Annotated in this window: 11 protein-coding genes; 9 read left to right on the top strand and 2 right to left on the bottom strand. The window is 70.6% G+C overall.

All coding sequences use genetic code 11. From position 1 onward, the window contains the following. Positions 1 to 68: 68 nt before the first annotated feature. Genes DN771_RS10925 through DN771_RS10940 form a run of 4 tightly spaced genes read left to right on the top strand, consistent with a single transcriptional unit; the run spans position 69 to position 4,629 of the window. The gene (locus tag DN771_RS10925) at positions 69 to 1,178 is read left to right on the top strand and encodes an ABC transporter substrate-binding protein (RefSeq protein WP_116997402.1); all 1,110 of its coding nucleotides are present in this window, start codon (positions 69 to 71) and stop codon (positions 1,176 to 1,178) included. Continuing rightward, positions 1,175 to 2,800 (top strand): ABC transporter permease, encoded by a 1,626-nt coding sequence (locus DN771_RS10930; RefSeq protein ID WP_116997403.1) that lies wholly within the window; start codon positions 1,175 to 1,177, stop codon positions 2,798 to 2,800. The genes DN771_RS10925 and DN771_RS10930 overlap by 4 nt, the downstream gene beginning before the upstream one ends. Continuing rightward, complete coding sequence (locus DN771_RS10935; RefSeq protein WP_227462308.1) at positions 2,800 to 3,573, top strand: ABC transporter ATP-binding protein; 774 nt, start codon at positions 2,800 to 2,802, stop codon at positions 3,571 to 3,573. The genes DN771_RS10930 and DN771_RS10935 overlap by 1 nt, the downstream gene beginning before the upstream one ends. Before the next feature lie 3 nt (positions 3,574 to 3,576). Then, positions 3,577 to 4,629, top strand: coding sequence for an isopenicillin N synthase family dioxygenase (locus DN771_RS10940; RefSeq protein WP_116997405.1), 1,053 nt, complete (start codon positions 3,577 to 3,579; stop codon positions 4,627 to 4,629). Positions 4,630 to 4,708: 79 nt separating this feature from the next. Here DN771_RS10940 and DN771_RS30390 read toward each other — a convergent pair whose 3' ends face one another. Further along, entirely contained in the window at positions 4,709 to 8,197 is a 3,489-nt protein-coding gene (locus DN771_RS30390; RefSeq protein WP_227462309.1) for a hypothetical protein, read from the bottom strand. 301 nt (positions 8,198 to 8,498) lie between these two features. On the opposite strand from DN771_RS30390, the gene DN771_RS10950 reads away from it, so the two are divergent. The 4 genes from DN771_RS10950 to DN771_RS10965 all read left to right on the top strand — a co-directional run bounded on the left by DN771_RS10950 (position 8,499) and on the right by DN771_RS10965 (position 11,464). Then, entirely contained in the window at positions 8,499 to 8,960 is a 462-nt protein-coding gene (locus DN771_RS10950) for an SAM-dependent methyltransferase (protein WP_116997487.1), read from the top strand. A 32-nt stretch (positions 8,961 to 8,992) separates the two neighbouring features. Beyond that, positions 8,993 to 9,532, top strand: coding sequence for a GNAT family N-acetyltransferase (locus tag DN771_RS10955; protein WP_116997406.1), 540 nt, complete (start codon positions 8,993 to 8,995; stop codon positions 9,530 to 9,532). Positions 9,533 to 9,654: 122 nt separating this feature from the next. Beyond that, positions 9,655 to 11,106 (top strand): hypothetical protein, encoded by a 1,452-nt coding sequence (locus DN771_RS10960; RefSeq protein WP_116997407.1) that lies wholly within the window; start codon positions 9,655 to 9,657, stop codon positions 11,104 to 11,106. Positions 11,107 to 11,242: 136 nt separating this feature from the next. After that, the gene (locus DN771_RS10965; protein ID WP_116997408.1) at positions 11,243 to 11,464 is read left to right on the top strand and encodes an amphi-Trp domain-containing protein; all 222 of its coding nucleotides are present in this window, start codon (positions 11,243 to 11,245) and stop codon (positions 11,462 to 11,464) included. 33 nt (positions 11,465 to 11,497) lie between these two features. On the opposite strand, the gene DN771_RS10970 is transcribed toward DN771_RS10965, so the two are convergent. Beyond that, positions 11,498 to 11,881: a VOC family protein gene (locus DN771_RS10970; protein ID WP_116997409.1), complete on the bottom strand. Its 384-nt coding sequence runs from the start codon at positions 11,879 to 11,881 to the stop codon at positions 11,498 to 11,500. A 246-nt stretch (positions 11,882 to 12,127) separates the two neighbouring features. Between DN771_RS10970 and DN771_RS10975 the strand changes: the two genes are divergently transcribed. Continuing rightward, positions 12,128 to 14,080 carry a bifunctional metallophosphatase/5'-nucleotidase gene (locus DN771_RS10975; protein ID WP_116997410.1) on the top strand — a complete coding sequence of 651 codons (1,953 nt, stop codon included), beginning with the start codon at positions 12,128 to 12,130 and terminating at the stop codon, positions 14,078 to 14,080. Positions 14,081 to 14,120 lie beyond the last annotated feature (40 nt).

The following is a 14,120-nucleotide window of genomic DNA, read 5'->3' on the forward strand; positions in this document are numbered from 1 at the left end:
CACGTCATCCCGCTCCCGTTCGATCTCCCACCCCGACCACACCCGTTTACCTGATCCAGGAGGCCCTCATGTCCGACTCGTTCTCCCGCCGGGCATTCGTCCGTGGCGGCGCCGGCCTCGGCCTCGGTGCGCTGCTCGCCCCGTCGCTCGGCCTGCGTTGGGCGCGAGTCGGCGCCTCGGCACCGCCCGAGCGCGGCATCCTCGACTTCCGGCTGTCGTACACGCCCGGCGTCGGCTTCGCCGGCACCTACCTGGCGATCGACAGTGGCGCCTACGCGGCGGCCGGATTCGCCGACGTCAACCTCATCCCCGGCGGCCCGACGGCCACGCCGACGCCGGTGGACGTGGCCACCGGCAACGCCTTCGTCGGCGTCGCCTCCACGCCCGACCAGGTGGCCGCGGCCCGCCTCAACGGCGGGGCCGACGTCAAGATCATCGGGTCGCTGTACCAGAAGAACCCGTACTGCGTGACGTCGTTGAGTGAAGCGCCGATCGCTTCGCCGGCCGATCTCGAGGGCAAGACGATCGGCGTGCAGGCCGTCAACGAGACCGTGTGGAACGCCTTCCTGACCGCGTCCGGCGTGGATCCCGGCTCGGTGACCGCGGTGCCCGTGCAGTTCGACCCGACGCCGCTCACGACCGGCGACGTGGACGGCTGGTTCTCGTTCGTCATCAACGAGCCGGTCACGCTGTCGGCCGCGGGATTCGACGTCACGACGATGCTGCTCGCCGATCACGGCTACCCGCTCGTCGCCCAGGTGTACCTCGCCACCGACGAGTCGATCGCCGACCGGCGCGACGATCTCGTGGCGGTACTCGGCGCCGAGCTCGCCGGTTGGACCCTCTCGCTCGAGGACCCGACGGCGGGGCCGACCATCGTCGTCGAGGAGATCGCCCCCGATCTCGGCCTCGACCTCGCCGTGCAGACCACGGTGTCGGAGACGCAGAACGGCTTGATCCTCACGCCCGACACGGTGGCGTCGGGGCTGATGACGATGACCCCCGAGCTGATCGACGGCAACATCGCCACGCTCGCCCTGTCCGGCCTGGAGATCGCCGCAGAGGACCTGTTCGATCTCTCGATGGTCGCCGACGCCTACGCCGCGCAGCCCGACCTGCTCGACCGGCTGGCCGCACTCGGTGCCTCGCCGTCGTCGAGCCCCGCCACCACCGGATGACCGACGCGATCGCCGCCCCGGTCTCCGCCTCGTCGGCGGTCTCGCGACGCCTCCGGCTGCCGGCGGTCGACGCCCGGCTGGCGGCCACGGTCGCCGGCCCGCTCGCCCTCGTCGCCTTGTGGCTTCTCCTCGCCACGGCTCGGCCGGCCTTGTTCCCGACGCCGCTGGCGGTCGGGCGCGCGGTCGTGGACGACTGGTCACTGATCGTCGCCAACACCCGCTCGACAGCGGGCGTCGCCGTGCGCGGGTGGTTGTGGGGGAACGGCGCGGCGATCGCCATCGCCGCCGTCGTGGCGTTCGTGCCCGCCCTGGAGCACGCCGCCCTGAGGATGGCGGCGATCGTCTACTGCCTTCCGGCCCTGGCCATCGGTCCCGTGCTGCAGGTCGTGCTCAACGGGGACAGCCCCAAGGTGGCCGTGTCGGTCCTCACGGTCTTCTTCACGACGCTCGTCGGCGCCCTCGTCGGCTTGCGCGCCGCGCCGGGCGCCGCACTCGACGTGATCCGGGCGTCCGGCGGCGGACGCCTCCTGCAGCTGCGCATCGTGCGGCTGCGCGCCACGCTGCCCCATCTGTTCGCCGGCCTGCGCATCGCCGGTCCGGCGGCCGTGCTCGGCGCGATCCTCGGCGAGTACCTCGGTGGCGCCAAAGGACTCGGCCCGGCGATGGTGACCGCTCAGAGCCAACTCCAGGTGCCGCGCACCTGGGCGCTCGGCCTGGCCGCCACCGTCCTGGCCGGCGCGGCATACGGTGCCGCCGCCCTCGCCGGCAAGCTCACGTCGGGCTGGGCCGGCAACGCCGCGGTCGACGCGGCCGTCCCCGGCGAGGTGCGCAGTCGGCCCCACGGACTCCCGAGGCGCCTCGCCGCGGCCGTCGGCGGTCTGGCGATCTCACTCCTCGCCGCGGTGGCGGCGTGGTGGGCGCTGATCGAGATCTTCGACCTCGACCCGCTGGTGGCCAAGTCGCCGGGCGACGTGTGGCAGTTCCTCGTGAGCGGCGCCGACGCCGCAGCCAATCGCTCCGAGGTGTTCGGCGCGATGCGCTCGACGCTCGGCTCGGCCGCGACCGGCTACGTCGCCGGCACGGTGGCCGCGCTCGTGCTCACCACGCTCTTCGTCACCGTTCCCGCCGTGCAGTACGCCGTGATGCCGGCGGCGGTGGTCCTGCAGTCGGTGCCGCTCGGAGTGTTCACGCCGATCGTGCTCATCGTGTTCGGCCGGGGGCTGGTGACCAGCGCCGTGATCTGCGGCATCGTCACGTTCTTCCCGACCCTCGTCCTCACGGCCACCGCCATCCGCGACGTGCCGCGCGGCGTCCTCGACGTGTTCGACGCGTCGGGCGCCCGGCGGTTCACCACGCTGCGCAAGGCGCAGCTCCCGGCCGCCGTCCCAGCACTGCTGGCCGCAGCGCGTGTCGCCGTCCCGCGGTCGATCGTCGGCGGCCTGCTCGTCGAGTGGCTGGCGAGCGGCACGGGAATCGGCTACCTCATGCTGCGCTCGACGACGACGTTCGAGTACACGCAACTGTGGGCGGCCGTGGTGGTGTGCACGACGACGATGGTCGTGCTGTACAGCGTCGTCACGTTCGTGGAGGCGCAGGTGCTCGAACGATGGGGAGCAGGATGATGAACGAACGGTCCGGTGTGGTTCTCGAGGGCGTCACCAAATCCTTCACCACGCGACGCGAGACGCTGCCCGCCCTCGACCGCGTCGATCTCAGCACGTCGGCCGGTGAGTTCGTCGCCCTGCTCGGTCCGTCGGGCTGCGGCAAGTCGACGATCCTGCGCATCGCCGCCGGCCTGGAGTCGCCGACCACGGGCCACATCACGGTGCACGGCTCGCCGCCCGGCGACGTGCGGCGCCGCCACGGCGTCGGCGTGGCGTTCCAGGACTCCTCGCTGTTGCCGTGGCGCTCGGTCGTCGACAACATCAGGGTCCCGCTCGAGGTGGCCGGCATCCGCGATCGCGACCGTGTCGCCGCGCTCATCGACCTCGTCGGGCTCACCGGCTTCGAACGGGCGCTGCCGTCGCAGCTGTCGGGCGGAATGCGGCAACGCGTCGCCATCGCCCGGGCACTCGTCGGTGACCCCGAGGTGCTCCTGCTCGACGAGCCGTTCGGCGCCCTCGACGACATCACGCGCCGACGGCTCAACGTCGAGCTGCTGCGCATCTGGTCGGAGCGTGCCGTCACCACGCTGCTCGTCACGCACTCGATCGCCGAGGCGGCGTTCCTCGCCGACCGGGTCGCCGTGATGTCCGACCGGCCGGGCCGGATCGTCGAGATCGTCGACATCGACCTCCCCCGCCCGCGGCATCCCGACCTGCTGGAATCGCCCGAGTTGCAGGCGATCTGCGCGAGGCTCGGCGACGTGCTGTTCGGGCGTCAGGTGGCGGTCTGAGTGATGGGTGACGGCGCCACCTCCGTGCTCGGCACGCCGTCGTCCTCGCACACCCCGGCGGCGATCCCGACCGTCGACCTCGGACGCTGGTTCGGCGGTTCGCCGTCCGACCGGGTGGCGGTGGCGGCCGAGCTCGGCGCCGCCTGCGAGTCGGTCGGCTTCCTCCAGCTCGTCGGCCACGGCCTTCCCGACGACGTGGTCGATGGCCTCCGCGCGGCATCGGACGCCTTCTTCGCGCTTCCCGCCGACGACAAGCTGGCTCTGCGACCTCCGGCCCCCGGAGTGAACCGGGGCTACGCGGCACGACGGTCGGAGAGCCTCGCCTACAGCCTCGGCCAGGCGCGGCCGCCCGATCTGTTCGAAGCGTTCAACGTGGGGATCGAGGTCCCCGGCGGCGACCCCGAGTTCTTCCCGGACAACATCTGGCCCGACCTCGCCGGCTTCCGGCCGGCCGTCGAGGCCTACCTCGCGGCCGTCCGGCAGCTGGGGGCGACCATCGAGGACGTCATCGAGTTGGCCCTCGACCTGCCCGACGACTTCTTCCCGCCGCGCACCGATCGGGCCGTCAACGTGATGCGCATCATCCGCTACGAGCGCGCCGCCGGCGAGCCGCCGCCCGATGAAGGGCAGATGCGCATGGGCGCTCACACCGACTACGGCATCTTCACCATCCTCCTCGCCGACCCCGTGCCGGGCCTGCAGATCGTCGCGCCGCACGGCGGCTGGGTGGACGTGACTCCGGATCCCGGCGCCGTGGTGATGAACATCGGCGACGCCCTCGCCGTGTGGACGAACGATCGTTGGCGCTCCACGCTCCACCGGGTGGTTCCACCGCAGGCGACCGGAGACGATCCCGCCCTGCGCCGCTCGTGGGCCTTCTTCCACGACGGCAACATCGACACCGTCGTGTCGTGCCTGCCGTCGTGCCTCGCCCCCGGCGAACAGCCCCGCTACGCGCCGTTGACGATCCGCGACCACCTCGCCGCCAAGGTCCTCTCGGCCCGCACCAACGACGTCCCCGAAGCCACGCAGACCGTCAGCGACCGCCCCACCTGACGTCGGTGCGGTAACAGATGGTGCCTGGCACCATCTGTTACCCGCAAGCGCCGATCGCCGTGCTCGCGCCTGCGTTCGGTCAGCTGGTCGGGTCCGGTCGGCGGCGTGAGATGACCAGCAGGGCCGAGCCGGCGGCGAGCACGCTGCCGGCGATCATCAGGATGTACGGCGTACCGCTCGCCCCGGTGGGCGGCATCGGTGCCGGCACCTCCACCTCGGCCGAGTCGCTCAATTGGAACTGGCGGCCATCGACGGTCTGTACCGTGGCGATGGCGCGGTTGATGATCGTCGTTCCTTCGTCGGCCGCCTCGACCACGAGGCTGACCGGCAGGTCGAGCTCGGTGTTGCAGATCTCCCCGCCCGGCTCGACGACGGTCCGGTCCGCGGGCAGGATCAGCGTGCCGAAGCGGTCGTCGTCCACCCGGATCACCTCGAGGGGGACGTCGCTGGTGTTCTCGCCGCAGTAGACGTACTCGATGGTCTCGCCCACCGAGGCGACCTGCGTGCTCGGCTCGAGCGTGAACGTGAACGTGATCCCCGGCGGGGGTGGCACCAGCGTGGTCGTCGGACCGGGCACCGTGGTCGTCGCAACGGTCGACGTGGTAGCGCTCGCGATCGGCGCGGCGCTCGTGGTCGTACTCGTGCTGGTCGTCGTGGTCGTACTCGTGGAGGTGGTCGTCGACGTCGACGTCGACGTGGACGTGGACGTGGACGTGGACGTCGTCGAGCTGGTGCTGGTGGCGGTCGCTGGCTCTGTCGTCTCGGTCGGCTCGGTCGACTCGGTCGGCACGGTCGACGCCGTGGGCTCGGTCGACGCCGCGGGCTCGGTCGACTCGGTCGGCTCGCTCGTCTCTGTCGGCAGCGTCGACTCGGTCGGCACGGTCGACTCCGTGGGCACGGTCGACTCGGTCGGCACGGTCGACTCGGTCGGCTCGCTCGTCTCCGTCGGCAGCGTCGACTCGGTCGGCACGGTCGACTCGGTTGGCTCGGTCGACTCCGTTGGCACGGTCGACTCGGTCGGCACGGTCGACTCGGTTGGCTCGGTCGACTCCGTTGGCACGGTCGGCTCGGTCGACGCCGTCGACTCGGTTGGCTCGGTCGACTCCGTTGGCACGGTCGGCTCGGTCGACGCCGTCGGCTCGGTCGACGCCGTCGGCTCGGTCGACTCCGTCGGCAGCGTCGACTCAGATGGCACGGTCGACGCCGTTGGCTCGGTCGACGCCGTTGGCTCGGTCGATGCCGTTGGCTCGGTCGACTCGGCCGGCACGGTCGACTCGGTCGGCTCGGTCGACTCCGTCGGCTGGGTCGGCCCCGTCGACTCAGATGGCTCCGTCGATTCGGTCGGCTCCGTCGACGCCGTCGGCTCCGTCGACTCGCTCGGCTGCGTCGAGCCGGTCGGCTCGGTGGGCGCTGCGGGCTCCGTCGACGCAGTGGGTTCCGTGGTCTCGGTCGGCTCGCTGGGCGCCGGGGTGTCCAACGGCGCCGGTTCGGTCGTGGACGTCGTCGTCGTGGGTGGCCCGGTCGTCGTGGTGGACGTCGTCGTGGTGGTGGTGGACGTCGTCGTGGTGGTGGACGTCGTCGTCGTGGGTGGCTCGGTCGTCGTGGTGGTGGTAGACGTCGTCGGCGGCGCGGTGGTCGTGGTCGGCACCGTGGGCCCGGTGGCGTTGCAGGCATCCGACGGAGGCACGGCGACTTCGCCGCGCACGGTGTTGGTGACCGGTCGGTACTCCTGATCGAAGATCTGGTTGCCGGTCGGCGAGGTGTCGTAGAAGACGATCGGCTGCTGCGCGCTGGCGCCGTTGAACGTGCCCTGGTTCGTGGTCGATCCGCCGAAGCGGAAGCCACCGCTGCCGCTGATCGTCCCGTCGTTCCAGAAGAAGTCGTCGCCGCCGGTGAAGCCGGAGGTGGTCTGCGTCCAGCGGCCACCGCTGTTGTTGCGGAACGAGCTGCCGGTGAGGATGACGCCCTCGTTGGTGACTGCGGTGTTGTTGATCATGCTGCCGCCCTCGATGCGGCAGGTGTTGATCACGGAGGCCGAACCGTTGATCTCGACCAGTCCCCCGGCGATGAACCGCCCGGAGTTGGCGACCTGGCCGTTGAGCTCCGCCCGCCCGCCCACGTTCACCGTGCCGCTGTTGTCGAACGTCGAGTTGGCGTTCTCGTTGAAGTCGCTCGCCTCGACCGTGCCGGTGTTGACGAACGCGCCGCCGGAGCCGACCACCAACGGTTGTGACGAGAGCGTGCCGGCGTTGACGAACGACCCCGACACCGTGAGACCCGCCGGCGCCGAGAACGTCGCGCCGGCATCGTTCGTCACCGGCGTCCGCACCTGGGCGTTGCCGGCGAACGTGAACTGCCCGGCATTACGGATGGACGAACTCGTCCCGTTGACCCACTGGTTCATCCGCGCCGATCCGCCGGTGTAGACGTACAGGTGAAGGTCTTGCGCGTTGACGTAGGCCGGGTTGAACGATGCGCCCGGGAGTACGCAGATCGTGCCGAAGCTGCCGTCCACCCCGCCCGAATACGTCCCGGCGGCCACCACGACGTGGCGACCGCTACCCAGGCTGATCTGCTCGTCGGGCGTGACGGACCCGACCCACACCTGGTCGGCGGGCGCACCGGCGCACGACATGTCGAGCGCCAAGAGGTCCAATGTCACCTCGACCTCGGCGGTCGCCGTCTGCTGGAAGGTGCGCGGGCTGTCCTCGGTCGTGCGCACCGTCACCAGGGCGTTGTTGACGATCGTCTGGCCGACGTCGGCGGGTTCCACGAGGTAGGACGCGGTCAACCCGAGGTCCTCGTTGCAGATCGTGCCACCTGGCGGCACGATCGTGACGGTCGCCGGCAGCTCGAAGAGCACGTCGAGCCGGTCGTCCGTCAACCTCACCACCTCGAGGTCGATGTCGCTGAGGTTGCGACCGCAGTACGCGTAGTCGACCGTGTCGCCAATCGCGGCGGTGGTCACGCTCGGGCTGACCTCGAACGTGAACGCCACCTCGGGGGGCAGCGCCGGACCGGTGCAAGCAGCAGCGAACACCGTCTCGCTCACGGTGATGGGAACGCCGCCAACCGAGACGGTGACGGAGTTGGTGATCGCCGTATCGGAGCTGGGACCGTCGATCTCGAGACTTCCGACGGCTGTCTCCGACGGGCCGACGGTTGCCCGGTCGAACGTCACCGGCTCCGACGACGAGACGATCTCGATCGGCACATTGCGGATGTTGACGACACGCCACGTGACGGTGGTCCGGCCCGATGCCGGGTCGCACACGGCATTGCCGGCGAGGGTGGCAACCGGTTCGAAGTCCTCTGGGGCTGGCGGGATCGTCGCGACTGGAGTCGTCGGAGTCGTCGGTGTGGTCGGTGTCGTCGGCGCCGACGGCTCGACGGTTGTCGTCGACTCCCCACCCGGCGGCGGCTCCGTGAGCCCGGGTGGCGCTGTGGATCCGGCGACGCCGACGGCGATCAGGCTGAGGCCGGCCGCGATGCCGAGCGACGCCGCCGCGGAGCGACCGATCCTCCGACCGCTCCACGTCAGACGCGTGTCGTACGGCTTGTTGCGCACAGCCCCTCCACATCGCGCGCCGGCCAGCCGGCGAGTTCCCGGGCCGAACGTACCACGCAAATCGCGCCCAGGGCGGCGTTGCTCATCACCGCACGCGCCGACAGCCGACACTCAGCCATCCGCCGGTGCAGCAGGTCCACTCATCGAAATTCGATGGCGGACCACCGCCTCCACCCGCTGCTGGCGACGGTTGCGACAGTATGTTCCCCATCGAGCGGCGACTGGAGATGCGGACGAGTTCGTCCGAGGTGCAGATCGGGCGGGTCGCCGGCGTCGTCACCGACATGGACAGGAGATGAGCGTGCACTTCGAGATGGAGCCGATCGGGTACGTCACCGGCGGGCGAGCCCTCCTCGAAGACGATGATTGGGGCGAGGTGGCGGCCCGCATCGTCCTCGACCCGGCCGTCGTCGAGTCGACGACAACGGCCGGCCTCGACGGCTTCTCGCACGTCGAGGTGATCTACGTGTTCGACCGGGTCGCGCCCGACGCCGTGTGCCGCGGCTCCCGCCATCCGCGGGGCCGGCTCGACTGGCCGGACGTGGGGATCCTCGCCCAGCGGGCCAAGGACCGGCCCAACCGCATCGGCGTCACGGTCTGCCGCCTCGCCGCGGCCGACGAGACCGGGCTCGACGTGATCGGCCTCGACGCGGTCGAGGGGACGCCGATCCTCGACGTCAAGCCCTACATGAGCGGGTTCGGTCCCCGCGGCGACCTGGTCGAGCCGGAGTGGGCCCGTGAGCTGATGGCCGGCTACTGGTGAGCCAGGCGCGAGGCGACCCCAGCGTGACTCCGGTGGGGTTCACGTTCCGCCGCCTGGCCCGCGACGACTTCGCCCTGCTCGGTCGTTGGCTGGCGTACGACCACGTCAAGCGTTGGTGGCACCACGGCCACACCCCCGACGAGGTCGAGGCCGACTTCGGCCCGTCCGCCGACGGCGACGAGCCGGGCCACGACTACCTCGCGTCGCTCGACGGCCGTCCCGTCGGCCTCGTGCAGTTCGCCTACTTCCGGGACTACCCCGACTACGCCGACGAGCTCGGCGAACTCGTCGACGGCGACGACGTCGCCACGATCGACTATCTCGTCGGCGAACCGGGCGACACCGGTCGCGGCATCGGCACGGCGATGATCCGGGCCTTCGTCGGGGTCGTCTGGCCGACCTATCCCGATGTCACCGAGCTCGTCGTTCCCGTCCATGTGGACAACCGGGCCTCGTGGTCGGCGCTGCGCTCGGCCGGGTTCGACCACGTCGCCACCGTCGATCTCGAACCCGACAATCCGGCGGACACACCCCACCATCACGTGCACCGCCTCGTCCGCCCCCGGCCCTGACTTCCCCGCCCTCCAGGTGGTGTGACATCCGGCCGCCGAAATTCTCGGGACAAGGCGCGAGCGCAGGCGGCCTCGGACATCTGGACCCCTGTCATCAACCCCGACGATCAAGGGATGCTCCAATGTCACGATCCACCCACCGACGACGCCGCAGCGCCCCGCTGCTGGCGATCGCCCTGCCACTCGGCGCAGCGGGCCTGGCCCCCTCCGCCGGCAACGCCTCGGCCTACAACGTCGGCGTCGACTGGCTGCACTTCGGGCCGGCCGCCGACACCTGCCTGGCCGACCAGGCGTTGCCGTGCACGCCAGGCGCGGGCGAGGGCAATGCCAACGTGCTGCGTGTGGTGCAGACCGAGGTCGGCGGCCACTACCAGTTCACCACGCTCGAAGGCACCAGCCAGGTGGATGGGCGGATCTGGGTGGCCGCCGAGATCGGGGCCGACTGCCGGCTCGCCCACCACTTGACGCACGTGATCTCGATCGACGGCAACCTGGCCGCCGGGGACAGCGACGGCATCTGGAGCGGGGACGGCCCGAACAGCGGTGGGAACGGTTCGGTCGAGACCGGCTGGCCGCGGCGGGTGAACGTGCCGCACGCCAACACGATGCCCGACACCACCGTCGCCGTCCACGTGCCGATCGCCGACGCCTTCGATCCGGCGAACCCGCTGGTCGACTTCTTCCCGAGCGTCGACGACGTGCTCGCCGCCGGCGAGGCCGAGATCCAGCGACGGGTCGACGACGGCATGACGTTCGCCGAAGCCAGGGCGATCCCCTACGAGCTCAACACGGCGATCTCGCTGTCGGCCGAGGTGGTGTGCGCCTACGACGGAGGCTTCTCCGCCGAGTACTTCATGCGGCGCTCAACATCGATCCCGCTGCGCATCGAGTACGTCCCGGTCGAGGTGCCGGCTCCGGTCGGCGACCTGCCGCCCGCGGTCGGCGACGTCGCCGCTCCGGCCGAGGTGACCGACGCCTCGCTCATCGTGCTCCCCGACCCGGCCGACCCGTGCACCCTCCACCTGTCGGCGACGATCTCGACCAACAGGGAGACCGACGTGCAGTACCGGTTCGTCAACCCGTACGGCCAGCCGTCGAACACCTATGAGGTGCACGTCGACGACACCAACGTGGCGATGATCAGCCGCAGCGTGGACGTGCCGTTCGTCGAGGGCCCCGAACCCGGGGGCGACTTCGCCCCCACGCCCGGCGGGGGCGGGATCGGCGGCTACGCCGGCGAGGACAACGGCACGTACAGCGGGACCTACGAGCTCGAGATCCTGTCTCCCAACCACGTGGCGGCGGCCGACGGCTTCAGCGTCCCCTACTGCGAGGACTACGAGGCCGAGTTTGAGCCCGCCGACGACGTGGTCGCCGAGCCCGACCCGACCCACGGGCGTCCGACCACGACGCTGCCGGCGTCGCTCATCCCCGAGACGACGGCCCCGCCGTCAGTTCCCCCGCCGCCGCCCACGACGTCGACATCGACGCCGACCTACCCGACGACGACCGCACCGTCGACCCCGCCAGTGCTCGTCATCGGGGTGGTCGCCACCGCCACGACCACGCCGTGAATCCGCGTCGTCATCCAGCGGCCGCTCGGGTCGCTGGATGACGACCCTGGTCGCCGGGACCATGCCGCTGTGGCGTGCGGACGTTTGTGGTCACGGCACTAGCGTCGTGCGCGACGACGAGTGACCGGAGGTCGGGATGGGTGACGAGCTGATCGAAGTGGAGAACGAGACGACGATGCGTCGCGAGGAGGCGGCCGCCCGGCTGCGCGAGCTCGCCGACCAGCTGTCGCGCCACAACCAGGTGGCGTTCTCGCGCGACGGGGTTCGCTACACGGCCGCCGTCCCCGACGAGGTCACGCTCAACGTCGAGATCGAGCTCGGGGAGGAGTCCGAGATCGAAGTCGAGATCCGCTGGTAGGAGCCGTTCCCAGCCGGGCTCAGCGCGCGGTCGTCACTGCGACTTCGACTGCCACAGCCCCATCAGGTTGCCCTCCGAGTCGGTGAAGTAGCCGGCGATCCCCATCTCGCCGACATCCATCGGCTCACCCACTGCGGCGCCGCCGTGCTCGGCGATCTTCGCCAGCGCGGCCTGCATGTCGTCGACGTCGATGGTGATCACCGGACGGTCGAGGTCGGCTTGCCGCTGGAACATGCCGCCACCGATGTAGCCCGGTTCACTCGGCATCCCGTCGTCTCCGGCCGGGCCGGTGCTGACGCCCGTGTAGTCGAACTCCGGCATCTGTTGGATCTTCCAGCCGAACACGTCGGCATAGAAGGAGCGGGCCCGGTCCCCGTCGTCGTAGGGCACCTCGAAGTGGACGACCGATCCGTTCATGGCTGTTCCCCGAACACTCGTTGCGGTCACCCGGCCGGTGGCCGCCCTCCCGTCGACGGTACTCCCCGATCCCGACCGGCGTCACGCGGCCCGGACGGGTCAGCGGTGGGTTGCGCTCCACCTTCGCGACAACCCCTCGTCACCAACGAGCTCCCGCTGTTCGTTTGACTCGGCGGGCGCAGTGTTGGACGCTGTTCGAGTCCGCCGACCGCCACCGTCCGCCCGCACGACCCGAGGAGCCCGCCGATGCTCGTCCTGTCCCACCGCCCCCGCCGCCTGGCAGCCGCAGCTGCTGCCATCATCGTCGCCGGAGGGTCGGTGGCCAGTGCGTCGACCGAGCCGGACGGGCCAGCCTCGAGTGAAGCGCCTCCGCCGTCGAGCGCGTCGAGCGACAGTGCCCCGCCGGACAGCGACGGGCCCGGAACGGTCGGTGAGCTGTCGATCACGATCGCCCACATCAACGATCACCACTCGCACCTCCAGGCCGGCAGCGGATCGGTCGATCTCGGCACGGCAGGCGGCGAGTTCGACTACGAGCTCGGCGGTTTTCCCCGAGTGGCGGCGCAGATCGCCGAGATCGAGGCGAACAACGACAACGTCGTGAAGGTCCACGCCGGCGACGCCATCACCGGGACGCTCTTCTACACGCTGTTCGGCGGCGAGGCCGACGCCGCGCTGATGAACGACGTCTGCTTCGACGTGTTCGAGGTGGGCAACCACGAGTTCGACGCCACCGACTCGGCGCTCGTCACGTTCCTCGACCACCTCAACGACCCGGCCGACGACTGCGCGACCGTCACACTCGGCGCCAACGTGGTGCCCGCCCCGGGTACCCCGCTGCTGCCCGAGCCGCCGGTCCGGTACCTCCAGCCGTACCACGTGATGGAGTTCGGCGGCGAGCGGGTGGGCTTCATCGGCCTCGACATCGCCGGCAAGACGACGACGTCGTCGTCACCGTTGCCGACCACCACGTTCCTCGACGAGGCCGAGACGGCGCAGCGCTACGTCGACGAGCTGCAGTCACTCGGCATCGAGAACATCGTGCTCGTCACCCACTACCAGTACGACAACGATCTCGCTCTCGCCGCGGCCGTCACCGGTGTCGACGCCGTCGTGGGCGGTGACTCGCACACGCTGCTCGGCGGCTTCACGGCCTTCGGGATCGAGAGCAGCGGCGAGTACCCGACGATGACCACCAACGCCGACGGCGAGCCCGTGTGCGTGGTGCAGGCGTGGCAGTACGCGGCGGTCGTCGGCGAGCTGCATCTCGACTTCGCCGACGGCACGCTGGCCGGCTGCCAGGGCACGCCGCACCTGCTGGTCGGCAACTTCAGCCGCACCGACGACGCCGACGTGACCACGCCGATCGAGGGCGAGGAACTGGCCGCCATCGAGACGGCGATCGACGCGATCCCGACCGTGTCGATGATCGAGCCCGACCCCGAGTCGCAGGAGCTCCTCGACACGTTCGCCGTGCAGACCGACGCTCTCGCTGCCGAGGTGATCGGCACGGCCACCGAGCCGTTGTGCCTCAATCGACTCCCGGGCGACACCTACTCCGAGGGCATCTGTGACCAGGACCAGGTGGCCACCAGCGGCGCGGCCGCCGACGTCAACGGCGGCTTCATCCAACAGATCGTCACCGACGCCTTCCTCGCTCGGGCCTTCCGTGCCGACCTCGCCCTGCAGAACGCCGGCGGTGTGCGCATCGCCATCCCTGCCGGCGACATCTCGGTGGCCACGGCGTACGAGCTGCTGCCGTTCTCCAACACGCTCGTCGAACTCGACCTCACCGGCGCCGAGATCGTGCAGTCGCTCGAGGACGGGGTGGCCTACTTCGTCGACTCGACCGACGGCGGCGGTGGGTCGTTCCCGTACGGCTCGGCGATCCGTTGGGACGTCGACCTCAGCCAGCCGGCGGGCTCACGGTTCTCGAACGTCGAGGTGCGCGGCGACGACGGCGGGTGGGCGCCCATCGACCCCGAGGCGACGTACGTGGTGGTGACGAACAGCTTCCTCGCCACGGGTGGTGACGGCTACGTGACGTTCGCCGCGGCGGCCGCCGACGGGCGCATCGTCGACACCGGTATCGACTACGCCCAGGGCTTCATCGACTGGCTGATCGAGGACGTCGACGGCGAGATCGTCGTGCCGCCGGCGAGCGAGTTCTCCACACAGAGCTTCGTCCCCGCCGGCTGACCGTCCCCATCCAACGCAGCCCACCGTCTCTCACCCGAGT

This window comes from Desertimonas flava, assembly GCF_003426815.1.
GTDB classification, from domain to species: Bacteria; Actinomycetota; Acidimicrobiia; order Acidimicrobiales; family Ilumatobacteraceae; genus Desertimonas; species Desertimonas flava.

Coding starts and splice junctions, on each gene's coding strand:
- DN771_RS10940 (WP_116997405.1), top strand. CDS start 3,577: ATGGGTGACGGCGCCACCTCCGTGCTCGGCACGCCGTCGTCCTCGCAC.
- DN771_RS10965 (WP_116997408.1), top strand. CDS start 11,243: ATGGGTGACGAGCTGATCGAAGTGGAGAACGAGACGACGATGCGTCGC.
- DN771_RS10930 (WP_116997403.1), top strand. CDS start 1,175: ATGACCGACGCGATCGCCGCCCCGGTCTCCGCCTCGTCGGCGGTCTCG.
- DN771_RS10975 (WP_116997410.1), top strand. CDS start 12,128: ATGCTCGTCCTGTCCCACCGCCCCCGCCGCCTGGCAGCCGCAGCTGCT.
- DN771_RS10925 (WP_116997402.1), top strand. CDS start 69: ATGTCCGACTCGTTCTCCCGCCGGGCATTCGTCCGTGGCGGCGCCGGC.
- DN771_RS10960 (WP_116997407.1), top strand. CDS start 9,655: ATGTCACGATCCACCCACCGACGACGCCGCAGCGCCCCGCTGCTGGCG.
- DN771_RS10970 (WP_116997409.1), bottom strand. CDS start 11,881: ATGAACGGATCGGTCGTCCACTTCGAGGTGCCCTACGACGACGGGGAC.
- DN771_RS10935 (WP_227462308.1), top strand. CDS start 2,800: ATGAACGAACGGTCCGGTGTGGTTCTCGAGGGCGTCACCAAATCCTTC.